The 16,809-nt window shown below is 71.5% G+C and carries 15 protein-coding genes; 3 read left to right on the forward strand and 12 right to left on the reverse strand.

From position 1 onward, the window contains the following. Positions 1 to 34: 34 nt before the first annotated feature. Positions 35 to 970: a prolyl aminopeptidase gene (pip, locus tag AC30CM_RS17620; RefSeq protein WP_490118191.1), complete on the forward strand. Its 936-nt coding sequence runs from the start codon at positions 35 to 37 to the stop codon at positions 968 to 970. Positions 971 to 980: 10 nt separating this feature from the next. Here pip and ppc read toward each other — a convergent pair whose 3' ends face one another. Next, on the reverse strand, positions 981 to 3,779 hold the full coding sequence (gene ppc, locus AC30CM_RS17625) for a phosphoenolpyruvate carboxylase (protein WP_490118192.1): 2,799 nt from the start codon (positions 3,777 to 3,779) through the stop codon (positions 981 to 983). Between the two features lie 145 nt (positions 3,780 to 3,924). Here ppc and AC30CM_RS17630 point away from each other — a divergent pair, with 145 nt between their 5' ends. Both AC30CM_RS17630 and AC30CM_RS17635 read left to right on the forward strand, forming a co-directional pair. Then, positions 3,925 to 4,197: an SHOCT domain-containing protein gene (locus AC30CM_RS17630; protein ID WP_490118193.1), complete on the forward strand. Its 273-nt coding sequence runs from the start codon at positions 3,925 to 3,927 to the stop codon at positions 4,195 to 4,197. Between the two features lie 29 nt (positions 4,198 to 4,226). Next, positions 4,227 to 4,637, forward strand: coding sequence for a hypothetical protein (locus tag AC30CM_RS17635; protein WP_490118194.1), 411 nt, complete (start codon positions 4,227 to 4,229; stop codon positions 4,635 to 4,637). A 12-nt stretch (positions 4,638 to 4,649) separates the two neighbouring features. Here the strand turns inward: AC30CM_RS17635 and secG are convergent, their stop codons facing one another. The 11 genes from secG to AC30CM_RS17690 all read right to left on the reverse strand — a co-directional run bounded on the left by secG (position 4,650) and on the right by AC30CM_RS17690 (position 16,808). After that, on the reverse strand, positions 4,650 to 4,886 hold the full coding sequence (gene secG / locus AC30CM_RS17640) for a preprotein translocase subunit SecG (RefSeq protein WP_490118195.1): 237 nt from the start codon (positions 4,884 to 4,886) through the stop codon (positions 4,650 to 4,652). A 31-nt stretch (positions 4,887 to 4,917) separates the two neighbouring features. Then, the gene (gene tpiA / locus AC30CM_RS17645; protein WP_490118196.1) at positions 4,918 to 5,712 is read right to left on the reverse strand and encodes a triose-phosphate isomerase; all 795 of its coding nucleotides are present in this window, start codon (positions 5,710 to 5,712) and stop codon (positions 4,918 to 4,920) included. Positions 5,713 to 5,715: 3 nt separating this feature from the next. After that, positions 5,716 to 6,930: a phosphoglycerate kinase gene (locus tag AC30CM_RS17650; RefSeq protein ID WP_490118197.1), complete on the reverse strand. Its 1,215-nt coding sequence runs from the start codon at positions 6,928 to 6,930 to the stop codon at positions 5,716 to 5,718. 27 nt (positions 6,931 to 6,957) lie between these two features. Next, entirely contained in the window at positions 6,958 to 7,980 is a 1,023-nt protein-coding gene (gap, locus tag AC30CM_RS17655) for a type I glyceraldehyde-3-phosphate dehydrogenase (protein ID WP_490118198.1), read from the reverse strand. A 113-nt stretch (positions 7,981 to 8,093) separates the two neighbouring features. After that, positions 8,094 to 9,077 (reverse strand): DNA-binding protein WhiA, encoded by a 984-nt coding sequence (gene whiA / locus AC30CM_RS17660; RefSeq protein WP_490118217.1) that lies wholly within the window; start codon positions 9,075 to 9,077, stop codon positions 8,094 to 8,096. 13 nt (positions 9,078 to 9,090) lie between these two features. Beyond that, complete coding sequence (yvcK, locus tag AC30CM_RS17665) at positions 9,091 to 10,107, reverse strand: uridine diphosphate-N-acetylglucosamine-binding protein YvcK (protein WP_490118218.1); 1,017 nt, start codon at positions 10,105 to 10,107, stop codon at positions 9,091 to 9,093. Positions 10,108 to 10,127: 20 nt separating this feature from the next. Next, positions 10,128 to 11,006: an RNase adapter RapZ gene (gene rapZ, locus AC30CM_RS17670; RefSeq protein ID WP_490118219.1), complete on the reverse strand. Its 879-nt coding sequence runs from the start codon at positions 11,004 to 11,006 to the stop codon at positions 10,128 to 10,130. A gap of 65 nt (positions 11,007 to 11,071) precedes the next feature. Further along, positions 11,072 to 13,234 carry an excinuclease ABC subunit UvrC gene (gene uvrC / locus AC30CM_RS17675; RefSeq protein WP_490118199.1) on the reverse strand — a complete coding sequence of 721 codons (2,163 nt, stop codon included), beginning with the start codon at positions 13,232 to 13,234 and terminating at the stop codon, positions 11,072 to 11,074. Between the two features lie 10 nt (positions 13,235 to 13,244). Then, positions 13,245 to 14,672, reverse strand: coding sequence for a Mur ligase family protein (locus AC30CM_RS17680; protein ID WP_490118200.1), 1,428 nt, complete (start codon positions 14,670 to 14,672; stop codon positions 13,245 to 13,247). Continuing rightward, the gene (locus AC30CM_RS17685; RefSeq protein ID WP_490118201.1) at positions 14,665 to 16,011 is read right to left on the reverse strand and encodes a MurL-like N-terminal domain-containing; all 1,347 of its coding nucleotides are present in this window, start codon (positions 16,009 to 16,011) and stop codon (positions 14,665 to 14,667) included. The genes AC30CM_RS17680 and AC30CM_RS17685 overlap by 8 nt, the downstream gene beginning before the upstream one ends. Then, a complete protein-coding gene (locus AC30CM_RS17690) occupies positions 16,008 to 16,808 on the reverse strand; it encodes a hypothetical protein (protein WP_490118202.1) in 801 nt (266 codons plus the stop codon). The genes AC30CM_RS17685 and AC30CM_RS17690 overlap by 4 nt, the downstream gene beginning before the upstream one ends. Position 16,809: the final 1 nt, after the last annotated feature.

A 16,809-nucleotide genomic window follows, 5' to 3' on the forward strand; every position in this document is an offset into this window, starting at 1 on the left:
CACCGTCTCGGGCGTCTCGGGTAGCGTCGCTCGCATGCCTCCGCTGGACGTCGGCGATGGCCAGCGCGTGTTCTGGGTGCAGGACGGCAACCCCGAGGGCGTCCCGGTGGTGTGCCTGCACGGCGGTCCGGGCGGCGGACGGGTGCGTGGACACCGGAAGTTGTTCGATCAGAACGTGTTTCGCACCATCACGTTCGACCAGCGGGGTTGCGGTGACAGCGTGCCGCACGTGTCGGACCCGGCGGTGGGGCTCGACGCCAACACCACCTGGCACCTGATCGCCGACATCGAACGGCTGCGCGAGCACCTGGGCGTCGAGCGGTGGCTGGTGTACGGCGGATCCTGGGGATCGACGTTGGCACTGGCGTACGCGCAGACCCATCCGCAGCGCGTCAGCGGCCTGTTCCTGGTCGCGGTCACCACCACGACACCCGACGAGATCGACTGGCTCTACCGCGGAGTGGGGCGACTGCTGCCGCGGGAGTGGGAGGCCTTCGTCGCGGGTGCGGGCGGATCCGACGGCTCCGCCGTAGGTGACCTGCTGGCGGCCTACGGCAGCCTGGTCGCAGACCCCGACCCGGCAGTGCGCGAGCGCGCCGCGGCGGACTGGGTGGCGTGGGAGGACGCCGTGATCGCCCACGAGACCGCGGGCGCACCGGGCAGCTACGGCCGCCGCGCCGGGGCCGACCTGGTGGCGTTCGTCCGGTTGTGCGCGCACTTCTTCGGCAACCAGGCGTGGCTACGAGACGGACAGCTGCTCGCCGGGATGCCCGCCATCGCGGACCTGCCCGGCCGCATGGTGCACGGCCGCCGTGACCTCGGCTGCCCGGCGCGCACCGCCTGGCAGCTGGCCAAGGCGTGGCCCGCCGCGCGACTGACCCTCGTCGACGACGCGGGCCACACCGGCAGCCCGGCGTTCACGGCGGCGATGGCCGCCGCCGCGCGCGACTTCGCCGACCTGCTGGGCTGAACCGGTCGGGCTACCCGCTGTTGCGCAGCGCGGTCGCCAACCCGCTCATGGTCAGCAGGATGCCGCGCTGCACCTTCTCGTCCTCGTCCCCCGACCGGTAGCGCCGCAGCAGCTCGACCTGCAGGTGGTTGAGCGGCTCGAGGTACGGGAAGCGGTTGAACACCGAACGCGCCAGCGCGGGGTTGTCGGCCAGCAGGTCGTCGTGCCCGGTGATCAGCTCGTGCATCCGGATGGTGCGGTGGTACTCGTCGACGATCTGATCGAACACCCGGTGACGCAGGGCCTCGTCGGCGACCAGCTCGGAGTAGCGGGCGGCCAGGCCCATGTCGGCCTTGGCCATGACCTGCGCCATGTTGGAGAGCACGGTGCGGAAGAACGGCCAGCGCTCGTACAGGTCGCGCAGCACCGCCAGCCGCTCGTCGCGATCGTCACCGGTGCCGATCCACTCCTCGAAGGCCGTGCCGGTGCCGAACCAGCCCGGCAGCATCACCCGGCACTGACTCCATGCCAGCACCCACGGGATGGCCCTCAGGTCGGAGATCGACGTGGTGGGCTTGCGCGACGTCGGCCTGCTGCCGATGTTGAGCGCCCCGATCTCGCTGACCGGCGTGGACGCCTTGAAGTAGTCGACGAAACCGTCGGTGCGGTGCACCAGGTCGCCGTAGGCGCGTTGCGCCCGCGCGGCCAGGTCGTCGAGCACCTCGTAGGCCCGTTCGGCGAGATCCCCCAGACCCTCCGTGTCGAGCAGCGTCGACTCGAGCGTGGCGGCCAGCAACGTCTCCAGGTTGCGGTGCGCGATCCGCGGCTCGGCGTACTTGGCGGCGATGATCTCGCCCTGCTCGGTGAGCCGCAGGGAGCCGCGCACGGCGCCGGGCGGCTGGGCCAGGATCGCGTCGTAACTGGGGCCACCGCCGCGGCCGACGGTGCCGCCGCGACCGTGGAACAACCGCAACCGGATCCCGGTCTTCGCGGCCGTCTCCACCAGGTCCAGCTCGGCCCGGTAGAGCGCCCAATTCGCGGCGAGATAGCCGCCGTCCTTGTTGGAGTCGGAGTAGCCGAGCATGACCTCCTGCTGGTCGGCACGGCTCGCCACCAGTGCGCGGTACAGCGGCAGGTCCAGGGCGGCCTCCAGGATCGCCGAGCCGCGCTGCAGGTCGTCGATGGTCTCGAACAGCGGCACGATGCCCACCGGGCAGTGCGGGTGCTCCCCCGCCCCGTCGAGCAGCCCGGCCTCCTTCAGCAGGATCGCGGCCTCCAGCATGTCGGACACCGACTCGCACATCGAGATGACGTAGTTGGGCACCGCCTGCGGTCCGAACACGCGCACCGCCCGGGCGGCGGCGGTCACGATGGCCAGTTCCTTGCGGGCCAGCTCCGAGAGGTCGGCGTCGGGCGCGACCAGGGGGCGCCGCGTCGCCAGCTCGGCCGTCAGGACCTCGACGCGCCGGTCCTCGGGCAGGCTCGCATAGTCGGGGTGCACCCCCGCCCAGGCCAGCAGCTCGGCGACCACCTCTTCGTGCACGTCGGAGTTCTGCCTCAGGTCCAGGCCCGAGAGGTGGAAACCGAACACGTGCACGGCTTCCCGCAGGCGCGCCAGCCGGTCGTCGGCCAGCACGGCGCTGCCGTGCGCGCGCAGCGAGGCGTCGATGACGTCGAGGTCGGCGAGGAACTCCGCGGGCGTCTCGTACCGCGGCGCCCCCAGGTCGAGCCCATGCTCGGGTTGGCGATCCAGGATCTCGGCGGCCGTGGTGGTCAGCCTGGCGTGGATGGCGCGCAGCGCCCGGCGGTAGGGCTCGTCGGCCGGTTCGGCGCTCGCCTCGGCCAGAGCCAACATGACGTCGTCGACCGCCACCAGGCGCCCCGACAACGACAGCTCCCGTTCGAGGGCCGTCAGTTCGTCGACGTAGTGCGTGAACGCCGTGTAGGCGGCGCTGCCGGTGGCCAGCCGCACCACGTCGGCGGTCACGTTGGGGTTGCCGTCGCGGTCACCGCCGATCCACGATCCCGGCCGCAGGATGGGCTCGCGCAGCAGGTCGGCCTCGGGCCAACGGGCCCGCAACGCGGCGCGCACCTCCGCGTTGACCCGCGGGATGACCTCGAAGAAGGCCGCCGGGTAGTAGCGCAGCCCCGTCTCGATCTCGTCTTGGATCTTCAAGCGCGACAAGCGGATCAGCGCCGTCTGCCACAGCACCAGGATGTGGCGGCGCAACTCCACCTCGATGCTGCGGCCGGCGTCGTCGCGGTCCTGCCCGCGCAGCCGCAGCCGCATCAGCTCGGTGATGCGCCGCTGCGTGTCGAAGATGGTGCGACGACGCGTCTCGGTGGGGTGCGCGGTGATCACCGGGGACACCAGGGCGCCGGCGAGGGCGTCGGCGACGGTCGCCGAGTCGAGGTCGGCGTCCTCGAGCTTCAGGTAGGTGGCGGCCAGGCTGCTGCGCTGGGGCGGTTCGCCCGCGGCGACGTGCAGGGCGCGGCGCCGCTCGCGGTGGATGTCCTCGGCGACGTTGGCGAGCAGGGCGAAGTGGGTGAAGGCGCGGATCACCGGAATGGCCGTCTGCGCGTCGACGTCGCGGAACAGCTCGGTGAGTTCCGAACGGTCGATCTCGGAGCGCCGCACCCGGAACGATTCCACGCGGGCCCGCTCGACCAAGTCGAAGACGGCGTCGCCGTTCTGCTCGCGCACGGTGTCACCGAGGATCGCGCCCAGCAGGCGGATGTCCTCACGCATCGGCTCGGTAGCCTCGCGGCCCACCTGGGTGCGCAGCACCGCTCCGATGGGTTCCAGTACGGCGTCAGTGGAGTCGGGCATCCCTCGATTATCGGCACCCGGCAGCCGGCACGCAGAACGAGGTGGGTCGCGGGCGCCCCACCAGGGACCATCTGCCCTAGACGGGGGTGCCGGTGCTCGTCGCACCCTGGAACCAGGCAGACGACGGCGGCGGAAGGACGGTTCGATGATGGGCGGAGACGGCTGGATGTGGGGCCACGGCTGGAGCTGGGGTGGGTGGGTCCTGATGAGCGTGCTGATGGTGCTCGTGCTGCTGGCCCTCATCGCGGCCGTGGTGGTGGCCATTCGGTACGTGAGCGGATCCGGCACGGCGGGCGAAGGTCCGACCGGCAACGTGCGCCAGGGGCCGGAAAGCGTGCTCGCCGACCGGTTCGCCCGCGGCGAGATCGACGACGACGAGTATCGGCGCAGATTGTCGCTGCTGCGCCTGCACGGCTGAGCCGCGACGGATCACGGGAGGGCTGACGCGTGGCCGAAGACACGACACCGTCGGGCGCCCCGCCCGCGGAGCCACCGGAGATCCCCGCGGAGCCGCCGGAGGTCCCCGCGGAGCCACCGCAGATCGTGGTGCCGCCCCGGAACGACCGGGCGCGCAGTCGACGCAACGTCCTGCACGTCGCGTTGGCGTGGGTGGGCATCGTCGCCGGCGCGGCGTTCGTGGTCGCGGTGGTCTACTTCTCCGGCTTCATCGTGGGTCGCGGCGCCGAGGAGTGGGCCGGCTGGCACCCTTCGGGGCCTGGCGATGTTCGGGGCCCCGGCGCACCGGTGGCCGGGTGCCCGATGATGGGGCCGGACCGCGACGACATGTCACCCCACCACGACGGCGACGGACCCTACTGGGGCCCAATGTCGCCAGGCGAGTGGCCGCCCCCGCGGTGACCCGCGACGGCGTCAGACGCCGTACTTGATCTGCAGCGCGACACCGATGATCGAGACCAGCCAGATGCCGGTGACGAAGTAGGTCAGCCGGTCCAGGTTCTTCTCCACGACGGTCGAACCCGACAGGCTGGACTGCACGCCGCCACCGAACAGCGTCGACAGGCCGCCACCCTTGGCGCGGTGCAACAACACCAGCAACACCACCAACACGCTGGTGACGATGAGGGTGATCTGCAGAGCCAGGAACATGGCGCTCAGCCTACCGGTTCGACCGGCCGGCTCAGGGCAGGGGCCCGCCCGCCGCGATGGCCGACAGGATCGCGAACTGCTCGCCGTCGAGCGAGGCCCCGCCCACGAGCGCGCCGTCGACGTCGCCCTGCGCCACGATCTCGCCGACGTTCTTGGCGTTGACCGATCCGCCGTAGAGCACCCGCACCCCCGCCGCGACGTCCACCGATGCCAGCTCGGCCAGTTCGCCGCGGATGGCCGCGCACACTTCCTGCGCGTCGGCGGCGCTGGCGACCCGGCCGGTGCCGATGGCCCACACCGGCTCGTAGGCGATCACGACGTTGGCGATCTGCTCGGCCGACAGGCCCGCGAGCGAACCCTTCAGCTGGCCGGTGCAGTGCGCGACGTGGTTGCCCGCCTCGCGGACCTCCAGGCCTTCGCCGATGCACACGATCGGGGTGAGCCCATGCTTGAGCGCGGCAGCGGCCTTGGCCGCCACCAGCGCGTCGTCCTCACCGTGGTAGGTGCGGCGCTCGGAGTGCCCGACGACGGCGAACGTGCAGCCGAGCTTGGCCAGGAACGCCCCGCTGACCTCACCGGTGTAAGCGCCGGCGTCGTGCCGGCTCACGTCCTGGGCGCCGTACGTCAGCCGGAGCTTGTCACCGTCGACCAGCGTCTGCACGCTGCGCAGGTCGGTGAACGGCGGGATCACCGTGACGTCGACCTTGTCGAAGTACTTGTCCGGCAAGGAGAATGCGATCTTCTGCACCAGGGCGATGGCCTCGAAGTGGTTGAGGTTCATCTTCCAGTTGCCGGCGATCAGGGGCTTGCGTGCGGCTTTCGACATGGGTCAGGACTCCAAGACGTTGATGCCGGGCAGTTCCTTGCCCTCGAGGTATTCCAGCGATGCGCCACCGCCGGTGGAGATGTGGGAGAAGCCGTCCTCGGGCAGCCCGAGTTGGCGGACCGCGGCGGCCGAGTCGCCGCCACCGACGACGCTGAACGCCCCCTTGCCGGTGGCGCCGATGATGGCCTCGGCCACGCCCTTGGTGCCCGCCGCGAACGCGGGGAACTCGAACACGCCCATGGGCCCGTTCCAGAACACCGTCTTGGCGTTGGACAGCAGCGCCGTGAAGCGCTTGACCGACTCGGGGCCGATGTCCAGGCCCAGCTTGCCGTCGGGGATCGCGTCGGCCGCCACGGTCTCTGGCGGCGAGTCGGCGGCGAACTCGGCGGCGACGACGATGTCCACCGGCAGGTGGATGACGTCGCCGTAGTCCTCGAGCAGCTTGCGGCAGGTGTCGACCATCTCCTCCTGCAGCAGCGAGGACCCGACCGAAAGTCCCTGCGCGGCAAGGAAGGTGAAGCACATGCCGCCACCGATGACCAGGCTGTCGGCCTTGGTGGCCAGGTTCTCGATGACCGCCAACTTGTCCGATACCTTCGACCCGCCCAGCACCACGGCATACGGTCGCTCGGTCGAACTCGTCAGCTGCTGCAGCACCTTGACCTCGGCGGCCACCAGAGTGCCGGCGTAGTGGGGCAGCAGCGAGGCGACGTCGTACACCGACGCCTGCTTGCGGTGCACCACGCCGAAGCCGTCGGAGACGAAGGCCCCGTCCTCGCCGACCAACTCGACCAGGGCCTTGGCGAGCTTGCCGCGCTCCGCGTCGTCCTTGCTGGTCTCCCGCGGGTCGAAGCGCACGTTCTCCAGCAGCAGCACGTCACCGTCGGTGAGCCCCTCGGCCCGCGCCAGGGCGTCGGTGCCGACCACGTCGCCGGCGAGCTGGACGTGCCTGCCCAGCTTCTCCCCCAGCGCCTTCGCGACCGGGGCCAGCGAGAACTTCGGGTCCGGCTCGCCCTTCGGCCGCCCGAGGTGCGCGGCGACGACGACCTTGGCGCCCGCATCCGAGAGCGCCTTCAGCGTCGGCACCGAGGCGATGATGCGGCCCGGGTCGGTGACCTTGCCGTCGTCGTCGAGAGGGACGTTGAGGTCGGAGCGCACCAGCACGCCCCGACCCTCGACACCCTCGGCCAGCAGATCGTCGAGAGTCTTGACGGCCATCGGCTTCCTCTTCTCCGCCTCGCGCGGTTAGAGCGACTTGCCGACGAGCGCGACCAGGTCCGCCAGCCGGTTGGAGTAGCCCCACTCGTTGTCGTACCAGGAGACGACCTTGGCCTGGTTGTCGATGACCTTGGTCAGGCCGGCGTCGTACAGCGAGCTGTGCGGGTCGGTGACGATGTCACTGGAGACGATGGGCGCGTCGTAGTACTTCAGGATGCCCTTGAGCGGGCCCTCGGCGGCGGCCTTCATCGCGGCGTTGATCTCGTCGACGGTGGCCGACTTGCTCAGCTCGGCGGTCAGGTCGGTGACCGAACCCGTGGGGATCGGCACGCGCAGCGCGTAGCCGTCGAGCTTGCCCTTGAGTTCGGGCAGCACCAGGCCGATGGCCTTGGCGGCGCCGGTCGAGGTGGGCACGATGTTGATGGCCGCGGCGCGGGCGCGGCGCAGGTCCTTGTGCGGGCCGTCCTGCAGGTTCTGGTCCTGCGTGTAGGCGTGGATGGTGGTCATCAGGCCCTTGACGATGCCGAACTCGTCGTTGAGCACCTTGGCCAGCGGGCCCAGGCAGTTCGTGGTGCACGAGGCGTTGGAGATGATGTTCTGGCTGCCGTCGTACTTGTCGTCGTTGACGCCGAGCACAATCGTGATGTCCTCGTCGCTGGCCGGTGCGGAGATGATGACCTTCTTGGCGCCCGCGTCCAGGTGGCCTTGCGCCTTGGCGCGCGCGGTGAAGATACCGGTCGATTCCACGACGACGTCGACGCCCAGGTCACCCCACGGCAGCGCCGCCGGGCCCTCCTTGACCTCCAGGGCCTTGATCTCGTGGTCGCCGACGACGATGGTGTCCTCGCCCTTGAGGCTGACGTCGTAGGGCAGCCGGCCCAGGATCGAGTCGAACTTCAGCAGGTGGGCCAGCGTCGCGTTGTCGGTGAGGTCGTTGACCGCGACGATCTCGATGTCGGTGTTCTTGCCCTGGGCCTTCTGCGCATCGAGTGCCCGGAAGAAGTTCCGTCCGATTCGGCCGAAGCCGTTGACGCCTACGCGGATGGTCACGCTGTCTCCTTCGTCACTGTGATCTGGGTGATCGCTCGTGGTCAGCCTAGTAGCGCGCATCGGCGGGTGCGCAGCGTGGTCAGAGCCGCGTCGAGCGGCGGTCGCGACGGGGTCTAATCCGCCTCGTCGTCGAGCAGATCCGGGGTGACGGCCGACTCGGTGTCGGGGATGCCGTCGAGCTTCGCCTTGCGATCGGCCATCGACAGCAGCCGCCGAATCCGGCCCGCCACGGCGTCCTTGGTCATCGGCGGGTCGGCCAGCCGACCCAGCTCCTCCAGCGACGCCTGCCGGTGCTCGACGCGCAGCCGACCCGCCGCCGACAGGTGGTCGGGCACGGTGTCGCCGAGGATGTGCAACGCGCGCTCCACCCGGGCCGCGGCGGCGACCGCCGCGCGCGCCGACCGGCGCAGGTTGGCATCGTCGAAGTTCGCCAGCCGATTGGCCGTCGCACGGACCTCGCGCCGCATGCGGCGCTCCTCCCACGTCAACCGGGTGTCCTGCGCGCCCATGCGGGTCAGCAACGCGCCGATGGCCTCCCCGTCGCGCACCACGACGCGGTCGGCGCCGCGCACCTCCCGCGCCTTCGCGCTGACGCCGAGCCTGCGGGCGGCCCCCACCAGCGCCAGTGCCGCCTCCGGTCCCGGGCAGCTGACCTCCAGCGCCGACGACCGGCCGGGTTCGGTGAGCGAGCCGTGCGCCAGGAACGCCCCGCGCCAGGCCGCCTCGGCATCGCCGACGCTGCCACCCACCACCTGGGCGGGCAACCCGCGCACCGGGCGACCCCGCAGATCGAGCAACCCGGTCTGGCGCGCCAGCGCCTCCCCGTCGGCCGCCACGCGCACCACGTACCGGGTGCTCTTGCGGATCCCCGTCGCCGACAGCACGTGCACCACCGCGTTGTAGCCGTAGAGGTCGTGGATGTCCTTGCGGAGCCGGCGAGCGATGATGCCGAGGTCGACTTCCGCCTCCACGACCACGCGCCCGCCCACGATGTGCAGGCCGCCGGCGAACCGCAGCAGCGAGGCGACCTCGGCGCGCCGAGCGCTCACCGAGTTCACCACCAGCCGGCTCAGTTCGTCCTTGACCTCGGCAGTCATCGCCACGGAAACGTCACCTCTCGTCGACCGACCGGACGGCAGGCGTGGGAATCGTCGGCTCCTGCGGGGCGCCGCCGGGAGCACTGCCCCGCAGCCGCACCCGCTCGAGAGCCGCGGCCAGACGCGCCGGGTCATGTAATGGTGTACCAGGTCGCGAAACGTCGGCAAATTCGACGGCGGCCGACAACGTCGCCGCCGTCCGGCGCAGCTGTTCGCGCTCGCGTTCGCTGGGCACGCCGGCCGCGTCCACGATGATGTCGTGCACCGTGAAACCCGGTGCGTGCTGGGCCAATACGTGCAGGTGCCGCTCGGCCGAGAAGCCCGCCGTCTCCCCCGGTTCGGAGACCAGGTTGAGCACCAGCGCCCGGCGCGCGGTGGTCGCCTGCAACGCCGCCACCAGCTGCGGCACCAGCACGTGCGGCAGCACGCTGGTGAACCACGACCCCGGGCCGAGCACCACCAGGTCCGCGGCCATGATCGCGTCGACCGCCTGCCGCGTCGCGGGCGGATTGCTCGGCAGCAGCCGCACCCGGCGCACCTTGCCCACGGTGGTGGCCACCGCCACCTGCCCGCGGATCACCCGGCTCATCCGCGGGTCGGACTCCAGCCCGCCGACGTCGGCCTCGATCTGCAACGCGATGGGACACATCGGCAGCACCCGGCCCTTGAGGCCCAACACGCGCCCCAGCTCGTCGAGCGCGGCGACCGGGTCGGCGAGAACCTCGTTGAGACCCGCCAGCATCAGGTTGCCGATGGGATGCCCGGCCAGCGCGCCGCTGCCGCCGAACCGGTGCTGCAGGATCGTGGCCCACAGTTGCCCGTGCGGGCTGTCCGACGCCAACGCGGCCAACGCCATCCGCAGGTCGCCGGGCGGCACGACGTCGAGTTCCCCGCGCAACCGACCCGACGAGCCGCCGTCGTCGGCGACGGTCACCACGGCGGTCACGTGCGGGGTGAGCCGACGGGCCGCCGACAGCGTCGCGTACAACCCGTGCCCGCCGCCGAGGGCGACGATGCGGCCGGGAGGCAGCAGATCGTCCCGGCCGGCGGTCACTCGCGCCCCATGTCCCGGTGCAGTACCCGCACCGTCAGGTGGTCACCGCCCTGCAACCGGCCCGCCAGCGCCTCGGCGATGGCCACGCTGCGATGCTTGCCGCCGGTGCAGCCGATGGCAACGGTCATGTAGCGCTTCCCCTCCCTGCGGTAGCCGTCGATGACGACCTCCAGCAGCCGATGGTAGGTGTCGAGGAACTCCTCCGCCCCGGGTTGGGAAAGGACGTAGTCGCGGACGCCCGGATGCTGGCCGGTGTGCGGGCGCAGCTCGTCGACCCAGTGCGGGTTCGGCAGGAACCTCATGTCCATCACCGTGTCGGCGTCCATCGGCAATCCGTACTTGTAGCCGAACGACTCGACGGTGACGCTGGTGTGCGGCACCACCTCGCTGCCGAAGGCGCGCTCGACCGCGTCGCGCAGCCCGTGCACCGACAGCGTCGACGTGTCGATCACCAGGTCGGCGGCCGCCCGCACGGGCTCGAGCATCGTGCGTTCGGCGCTGATGCCCTCGGCCAGCGTGTGGTTGCCCTGCAGTGGATGACTGCGCCGGTTCTGCTCGTAGCGCCGCACCAGGATGTCGTCGGACGCCTCCAGGAACACCACGCGCGGCGAGATGTTGCGCGTCGCCAGGTCGTTGCGGACCCAGTCCAGGTCGCCGGTGAACCCGCGCGACCGCACGTCCATCACCACCGCCAGCCGGGTGATGCGCGACCCGGCGTTCAGGCCCAGCTCGACCATCCGCGCGATGAGTTCGGGCGGCAGGTTGTCGGCCACGTACCAGCCGAGGTCTTCGAGCACCTTGGCCGCCGTCCCCCGGCCCGCGCCGGACAGGCCGGTGACGAGCACGACGTCGATGCCGCCCTCCCCGTCGTGCATGCCCTGACCCTCGTAGCCCTTGCCGTCGTAGCCCTTGCCGTCGTATCGATCCGTCACGTCGTCCCTCACCCCGGTGTCCTGGTCCGATCATCGTCGATCGGGACGTTCTCGACGAGGCCGGTGTCGTCGGGGCCGGTGTCGTCGGGGGTGGTGTCGTCGAGGCCCGTGTCGTCGGGGGTGGTGTCGTCGAGGCCGGTGTCGTCGGGGGTGGCGGCGGTGGCACTGCCCGGCTCGGGCGCGGCATCCCCCGGGGACGGCGAGTCGGGGACGTCGGGGGCGTCGGGAACCGCCGCGTCCTGCGGCACGCCGAGCGCCTCCAGCACCGCCTTCGCCGTGGCGACGCCGATGCCGGGTACCGAGGTGATCTCCTCGACGCTGGCCTGCTTGAGCTTGGCCACCGAGCCGAAGTGGGCGACGAGCGCCTTGCGCCGGTGCTCACCGAGGCCGCGCACCGAGTCCAGCGCCGACGCCGTCATCCGCTTGGACCGCTTGCTGCGGTGATAGGTGATCGCGAAGCGGTGCGCCTCGTCGCGCACCCGCTGCAGCATGTACAGACCCTCGCTGTTGCGGGGCATGATGACCGGGTCCGGCGACGAGCCGTCGAGGTTGGGCACCCACACCTCCTCGAGACGCTTGGCCAACCCGATCACCGCGACGTCGGTGACGCCGAGGTCGGCGAGCACCGCGGCGGCCGCGTTGACCTGCGGCGCGCCCCCGTCCACGACGAAGAGGTTCGGCGGGTAGGCGAAGCGCCGCGAGCGGCCCTCGGCCACCATGGGCGCCTCGGCATCGGCGACGTGGCGCGCGAACCGGCGCCGCGTCACCTCCGCGATCGAGGCCACGTCGTTGGACTTGCCGTCACCGGCAGCCTCCCGGATGGCGTAGTGCCGGTAGTCCGACTTGCGGGGCAGACCGTCCTCGAACACCACCAGCGAGGCCACCACGTCGGTGCCCTGCACGTGGCTGATGTCCACGCACTCGATGCGCAGCGGTGCATCGGTCAGACCCAGGAAGTCCTGGATGCTCTGCAGGGCAGCCGATCTCGCGTTGAAGTCGCCGGCACGCTTGAGCTTGTGCTGCGCCAGGGCCTCCTGCGCGTTGCGGTGCACGGTCTCCGCGAGTGCCTTCTTGTCACCGCGCACGGGCACGCGCAGTCGCACCTTGGAGCCTCGCAGGTCGGACAGCCACTGCGCCAGTTCGCCCTCGTTCTCCGGCAGCACCGGCACCAGCACCTCGCGCGGCACCGGGTTGGTCGCCTCGTCGGCGGCGGCACCCAGCTCGGCCTGGTCGCCGTAGAACTGCGTGAGGAACTGCTCGACGAGGTGCTCCTGCCCGGCTTGGGTACTGTCGCCGGACTTCTCGACCACCCAGCCGCGCTGGCCGCGCACGCGCCCGCCGCGCACGTGGAACACCTGCACCGCGGCCTCGAGGTCGTCGTCGGCGAACGCCACCACGTCGGCGTCGGTACCGTCGCCGAACACCACGGTCTGCTTCTCCAGCGCCCGGCGTAGCGCGCCGATGTCGTCGCGCAGCCGCGCGGCGCGTTCGAAGTCCAGCTCCTCGGCCGCGGCGTTCATCTGCTTCTCGAGGTCGCGCACCAGACGGTCGGTCTTGCCCGCCAGGAAGTCGCAGAAGTCCTCGACGATCGTGCGATGCCGTGCGGCGTCGACCTTGCCGACGCACGGTGCCGAACACTTGTCGATGTAACCCAGCAGGCACGGGCGACCGATCTGGTTGTGCCGCTTGAACACTCCGCCGGAACAGGTGCGCGCCGGGAACACCCGCAACAACAGGTCCAGCGTCTCGCGGATGGCCCACGCGTGCGAGTACGGCCCGAAGTAGCGCACCCCCTTGCGCCGCGGCCCGCGGTAGACGAACAGCCTCGGGTACTCCTCGTCGAGCGTGACCGCCAGCACCGGATAGGACTTGTCGTCGCGGTAGCGGATGTTGAACCGCGGATCGAATTCCTTGATCCAGTTGTATTCCAGCTGCAGCGCCTCGACCTCGGTGGTGACCACCGTCCACTCGACGCTGCCCGCCGTGGTGACCATCTGCCGCGTGCGCGGCGCCAGCGCCGACAGGTCCGCGAAGTAGGAATTGAGGCGGCTGCGCAGGCTCTTGGCCTTGCCCACGTAGATGACGCGGCCGCGCGGGTCCCGGAACCGGTAGACGCCCGGCTGCACCGGGATGGACCCGGGAGCGGGTCGGTACGTCGCTGGATCGGGCACGTGGTCCAGGTTAGTGCGAGGGGGGGACGGCGCCTTCGGCGCCGCGGTCGAGCGCGCCTTCGCCACCCGCGCCGCGGCCGAACGCGTCTTCGCCACCCGCGCCGCGGCCGAGCGCGTCTTCGCCACCCGCGCCGCGGCCGAGCGCGTCGATGAAGCCGCAGAACGCCGCCGCCTTCGCCTCGTAGTTCGCGTACAGGTCGTAGCTGGCCGCACCGGGTGACAGCAGTACGACGTCGACGCCGGGGACCGCGGCGGCCAAAGTCACGGCGTGTTCGAGATCACGGGCCACGCACACGTCGGCGGGCCGCTGCCTGGCGAAGCGCTCCCCGATCCGCACCCCGTTGGACGGCGCCTGGACGAGCGTGACGCGGCGTGCGCCCGCGCACAGGTAGTCGTCGACCGCGGAGTAGTCGAGGTGGCGATCCTTGCCGCCCACGATCAGCGCCACGTGCGCGTCGGCGGGCATCGCCCGCAGCGCGGCGACCACGCTCTCCCCGGTGGTGGCCAGGGTGTCGTCGATCCAGCGGATGCCCGCGGTGGTGCGCACCGTCTGGAGTCGGTGCGGCAGGCCCGCGTACGTCTCGGCGGCCGCCTGCACGGCCGCCGAGTCGACGGTGCACCCCAGCTCGCGTGCCGCGGCGGCGGCCAGTGCGGCGTTGACGACGTTGTGGGCGTAGGCCATCACCGACGTCCCGGTGAGCCCCGGCGCGGCCGCCGGGTCGACGGTGACGACACGCGGGGGCAGGTCGACGATGCCCACCCCGGCGAGCTTGGCGACGACGTCGGGCACGCAGATCAGCGCGTCGGCGCCGAGCCGGAACACGTTGGCCTTGGCCGCGTAGTACGACGCGGTGTCACCGTGCCAGTCCAGGTGGTCCTCGTGGAGGTTGGTGATCACCGCGATCGCGGGCGAGGCCGTCAGCAGCGCCGACTGCTGGCTGGACAGTTCGGCGACGACGACCTGGCCCGGCGTCGGCGCCAGATCCGACAGCGGCGTGCCGATGTTGCCCGCCACCACGGCGTCGACGCCGAGCGTGGTCAGCAGGTGAGCGAGGAACGACGCGGTGGTCGACTTGCCCTTGGTGCCCGTGACGCCGATGGTCTGGGCGCCCCACCGCGTGACGAACCAGTCCGCCGCGCTGGAGACGTGCACGTCCGACGCTCGCAGCGCGGCGAACAACGGATGCTGCCACGGCACGCCCGGGCTGACGAACACCGCGTCACAGGCCCGCAGCAGGTCTAGGTGCTCCGGTCCGCGGTGCACCGTCAGCCCGCCGATGGCGGGATCGTCGGCACCGGCGAGCGCCGGGCGGGCACCGTCGTCGACGGCGTCGATGCGCGCGGCGCCCGCCGCGGCCGCGATCCGGGCCATCGACCTGCCTTCGCGGCCGAAGCCCCAGATGCCGACGCGGCGGCCGGCCAGCTCGGCGTCACTCATCGAGCGCGGCGGCGTAGCGCTCGGGTACGTAGTGCACTGCGGGCGTGGTGTCCTGCGTCGCGGCCACCGCGACCAGCTCCGGCCGCCGGTCCCGCACCGCCTCGACCACCGGCAGCCCACCCCAGTCCGGATCGTCGAGCAGGGCGATCATGGCCTCGGCGGCCTCGTAGTACTCGCCGACGCACTCGAAGGGCTTGTGGGCGCCCAGGCCCACGATGTCCTCGACACCCGGCAGTACGTCGGCGTCGCCGAACACGTTGCGGCCGAAGATCTTCTCGAGTTGGGTGCGGCCCAGGCGCGGTCCCATCAGGAGGAACACGAACAGGCACTTCGGGCAGTGCCCGCACCACGACGCGGCGCGGCGCTGCGGGTCGAGGGCGAACGGGCGGTTGCAGCTGATGAACGCCTCGAAGTACCGGGGCCAGCGGCGGAACCGGTCGGCGATCTCGGACTCCGACAGCGCGCGCAGCAGGGAGAAGTACCGGTTGGGGTCGAACCCGTTGTGACGCAGCGTCTCCCGCAGCAGCGTCTCGTACTCGATGCTCTTGGACCACTGGTGGTTGACGTCGCGTCCCTGCCACGACACGTTGCCGACGTTGGAGGACCGCTCGTTGGAGAACACCACGGGGCCCAGCCCGCGGGCGTCGGCGACGATGAGCCCGATGACGCTGTTGATGGCGGTCACGGGGACGTGCCCGTTGTGGGCGCCGCGGGCGTTGGCCTCGATCAGCAGCGGATCGATGCGCCTGCGCACGCGCGTGCCGTCCAGTCCGCTGATCTCGATGCACCGGTCGATCGGGGCGAACTCGTTGACGCTGAACGCCATCGGGTTCACGCCGAGCGCCTTGAGCAACTCGAGGGTGACCACCGAGTCCTTGCCGCCGCCCACCGGCACCAGCGGCCGGGCGTCCGCGTCGAACGCCTCCGATGGAAGGGACCCCGCGCGGCCGGCCTCGGGGCCGGTGATCGCCGGGGTGAGCGCGTCGGGCAACCCGTTGCGGTAGGCGAACTCGCCCAATCCGCCGGCGATCAGCTCGGCCAGGTAGGCGCGCTCGAACGGGGCGGTCGGGAACGCGATCTCGATGGTGCCGGGGGCAGCGGCCTTGTAGTAGCTGGGGGCGCACGTCAGCGCCAGCAGCCGCAGCAGTCGGTCGTCGACGGTGCGGGCGGAGTCGACGGTGCCGGTGGCGTCGACGGTGCCGAAGTCGACGACCTCGGCGAACGCCCAGGACTCGCCCTGCCCCCGCAGGGAGTACCGCGCGGTGAACACCCCGCCCGTCAGCTCGTAGCCGTCGATGCCGAACACCGAGAAGGCAGCGGGGTCGAACGTATCGCTCACGTGTGCTCCAGGAGGAATCGCGTCGGCGCGCCGACGGGGTACGGGGTGCCATCGAGGTCGCTCACCGGGTGCGTCTCGAAACGCGGCGACGTCCACCACACGGCGGTGGCGTCGGCGGGCCGGGCGGTCACCCGGGCGATCGGCGTGATGACGCCTGCGGACTCCAGCCGGTCGAGGACCGCCGCGGGACCGTCGAGGCCGCACACGCCGGCCGATGTCTCGAACACCAGCGCGCCGAGCACCGGCGCCGCGTGCGCGGCGGTCGTCGAGATCGCGTCGGCGAATCCGCGGTGGGCCAGCCACCGGTGCGCCCGATCCGCCTCGGCGTGGCTGGTGGTCCTGGCCGCCATGCGCTGCCACTGCGGGATCGCCGTCACCGGCGCCGGCAGCGCCATCCCCGCGATGCGGACCGGCGTCGCGTCCCACGCGGTCACCGGCTCCCAGCGCGAGACGACGTTCGTCAGGTCGCCGTCGGCGAACAGCGTCACGGTGAGCACGTCCAGGGCGCGGGGCCGGGACGCCGACCGCGGACGGTGCTGCAGGGCGGCGCGCAGCACCTCGGGGGCGGGCATGGCGATGCCGAAGAAGGCCGCGGTCTCGGCGAGGTGGTCCGCGATGGCGGCGGCGTCGACCTGGGCGTCGGCGCGGACGGGGACGCAGACGGTGGGGTTGGTACCGAGGTGGGCGACGAGCTGCGTCACGGGAAGCCGGACACCGTCGTTCTCGGGTACTCCGCTCTCGGGTACACCGTTCTCGGGGACTCCCGGGAACGCCACGGCCGTGCGAAAATCGGTCACT

Source organism: Mycobacterium sp. DHQP2018-32-09 (genome assembly GCF_058148405.1).

What these genes read in the sequence shown, in the direction of transcription:
- AC30CM_RS17680 (WP_490118200.1), bottom strand. Translation starts at nt 14,672, where the DNA reads ATGAGTGACGCCGAGCTGGCCGGCCGCCGCGTCGGCATCTGGGGCTTC.
- pip (WP_490118191.1), top strand. Translation starts at nt 35, where the DNA reads ATGCCTCCGCTGGACGTCGGCGATGGCCAGCGCGTGTTCTGGGTGCAG.
- AC30CM_RS17630 (WP_490118193.1), top strand. Translation starts at nt 3,925, where the DNA reads ATGATGGGCGGAGACGGCTGGATGTGGGGCCACGGCTGGAGCTGGGGT.
- AC30CM_RS17650 (WP_490118197.1), bottom strand. Translation starts at nt 6,930, where the DNA reads ATGGCCGTCAAGACTCTCGACGATCTGCTGGCCGAGGGTGTCGAGGGT.
- whiA (WP_490118217.1), bottom strand. Translation starts at nt 9,077, where the DNA reads ATGACTGCCGAGGTCAAGGACGAACTGAGCCGGCTGGTGGTGAACTCG.
- tpiA (WP_490118196.1), bottom strand. Translation starts at nt 5,712, where the DNA reads ATGTCGAAAGCCGCACGCAAGCCCCTGATCGCCGGCAACTGGAAGATG.
- rapZ (WP_490118219.1), bottom strand. Translation starts at nt 11,006, where the DNA reads ATGCACGACGGGGAGGGCGGCATCGACGTCGTGCTCGTCACCGGCCTG.
- ppc (WP_490118192.1), bottom strand. Translation starts at nt 3,779, where the DNA reads ATGCCCGACTCCACTGACGCCGTACTGGAACCCATCGGAGCGGTGCTG.
- secG (WP_490118195.1), bottom strand. Translation starts at nt 4,886, where the DNA reads ATGTTCCTGGCTCTGCAGATCACCCTCATCGTCACCAGCGTGTTGGTG.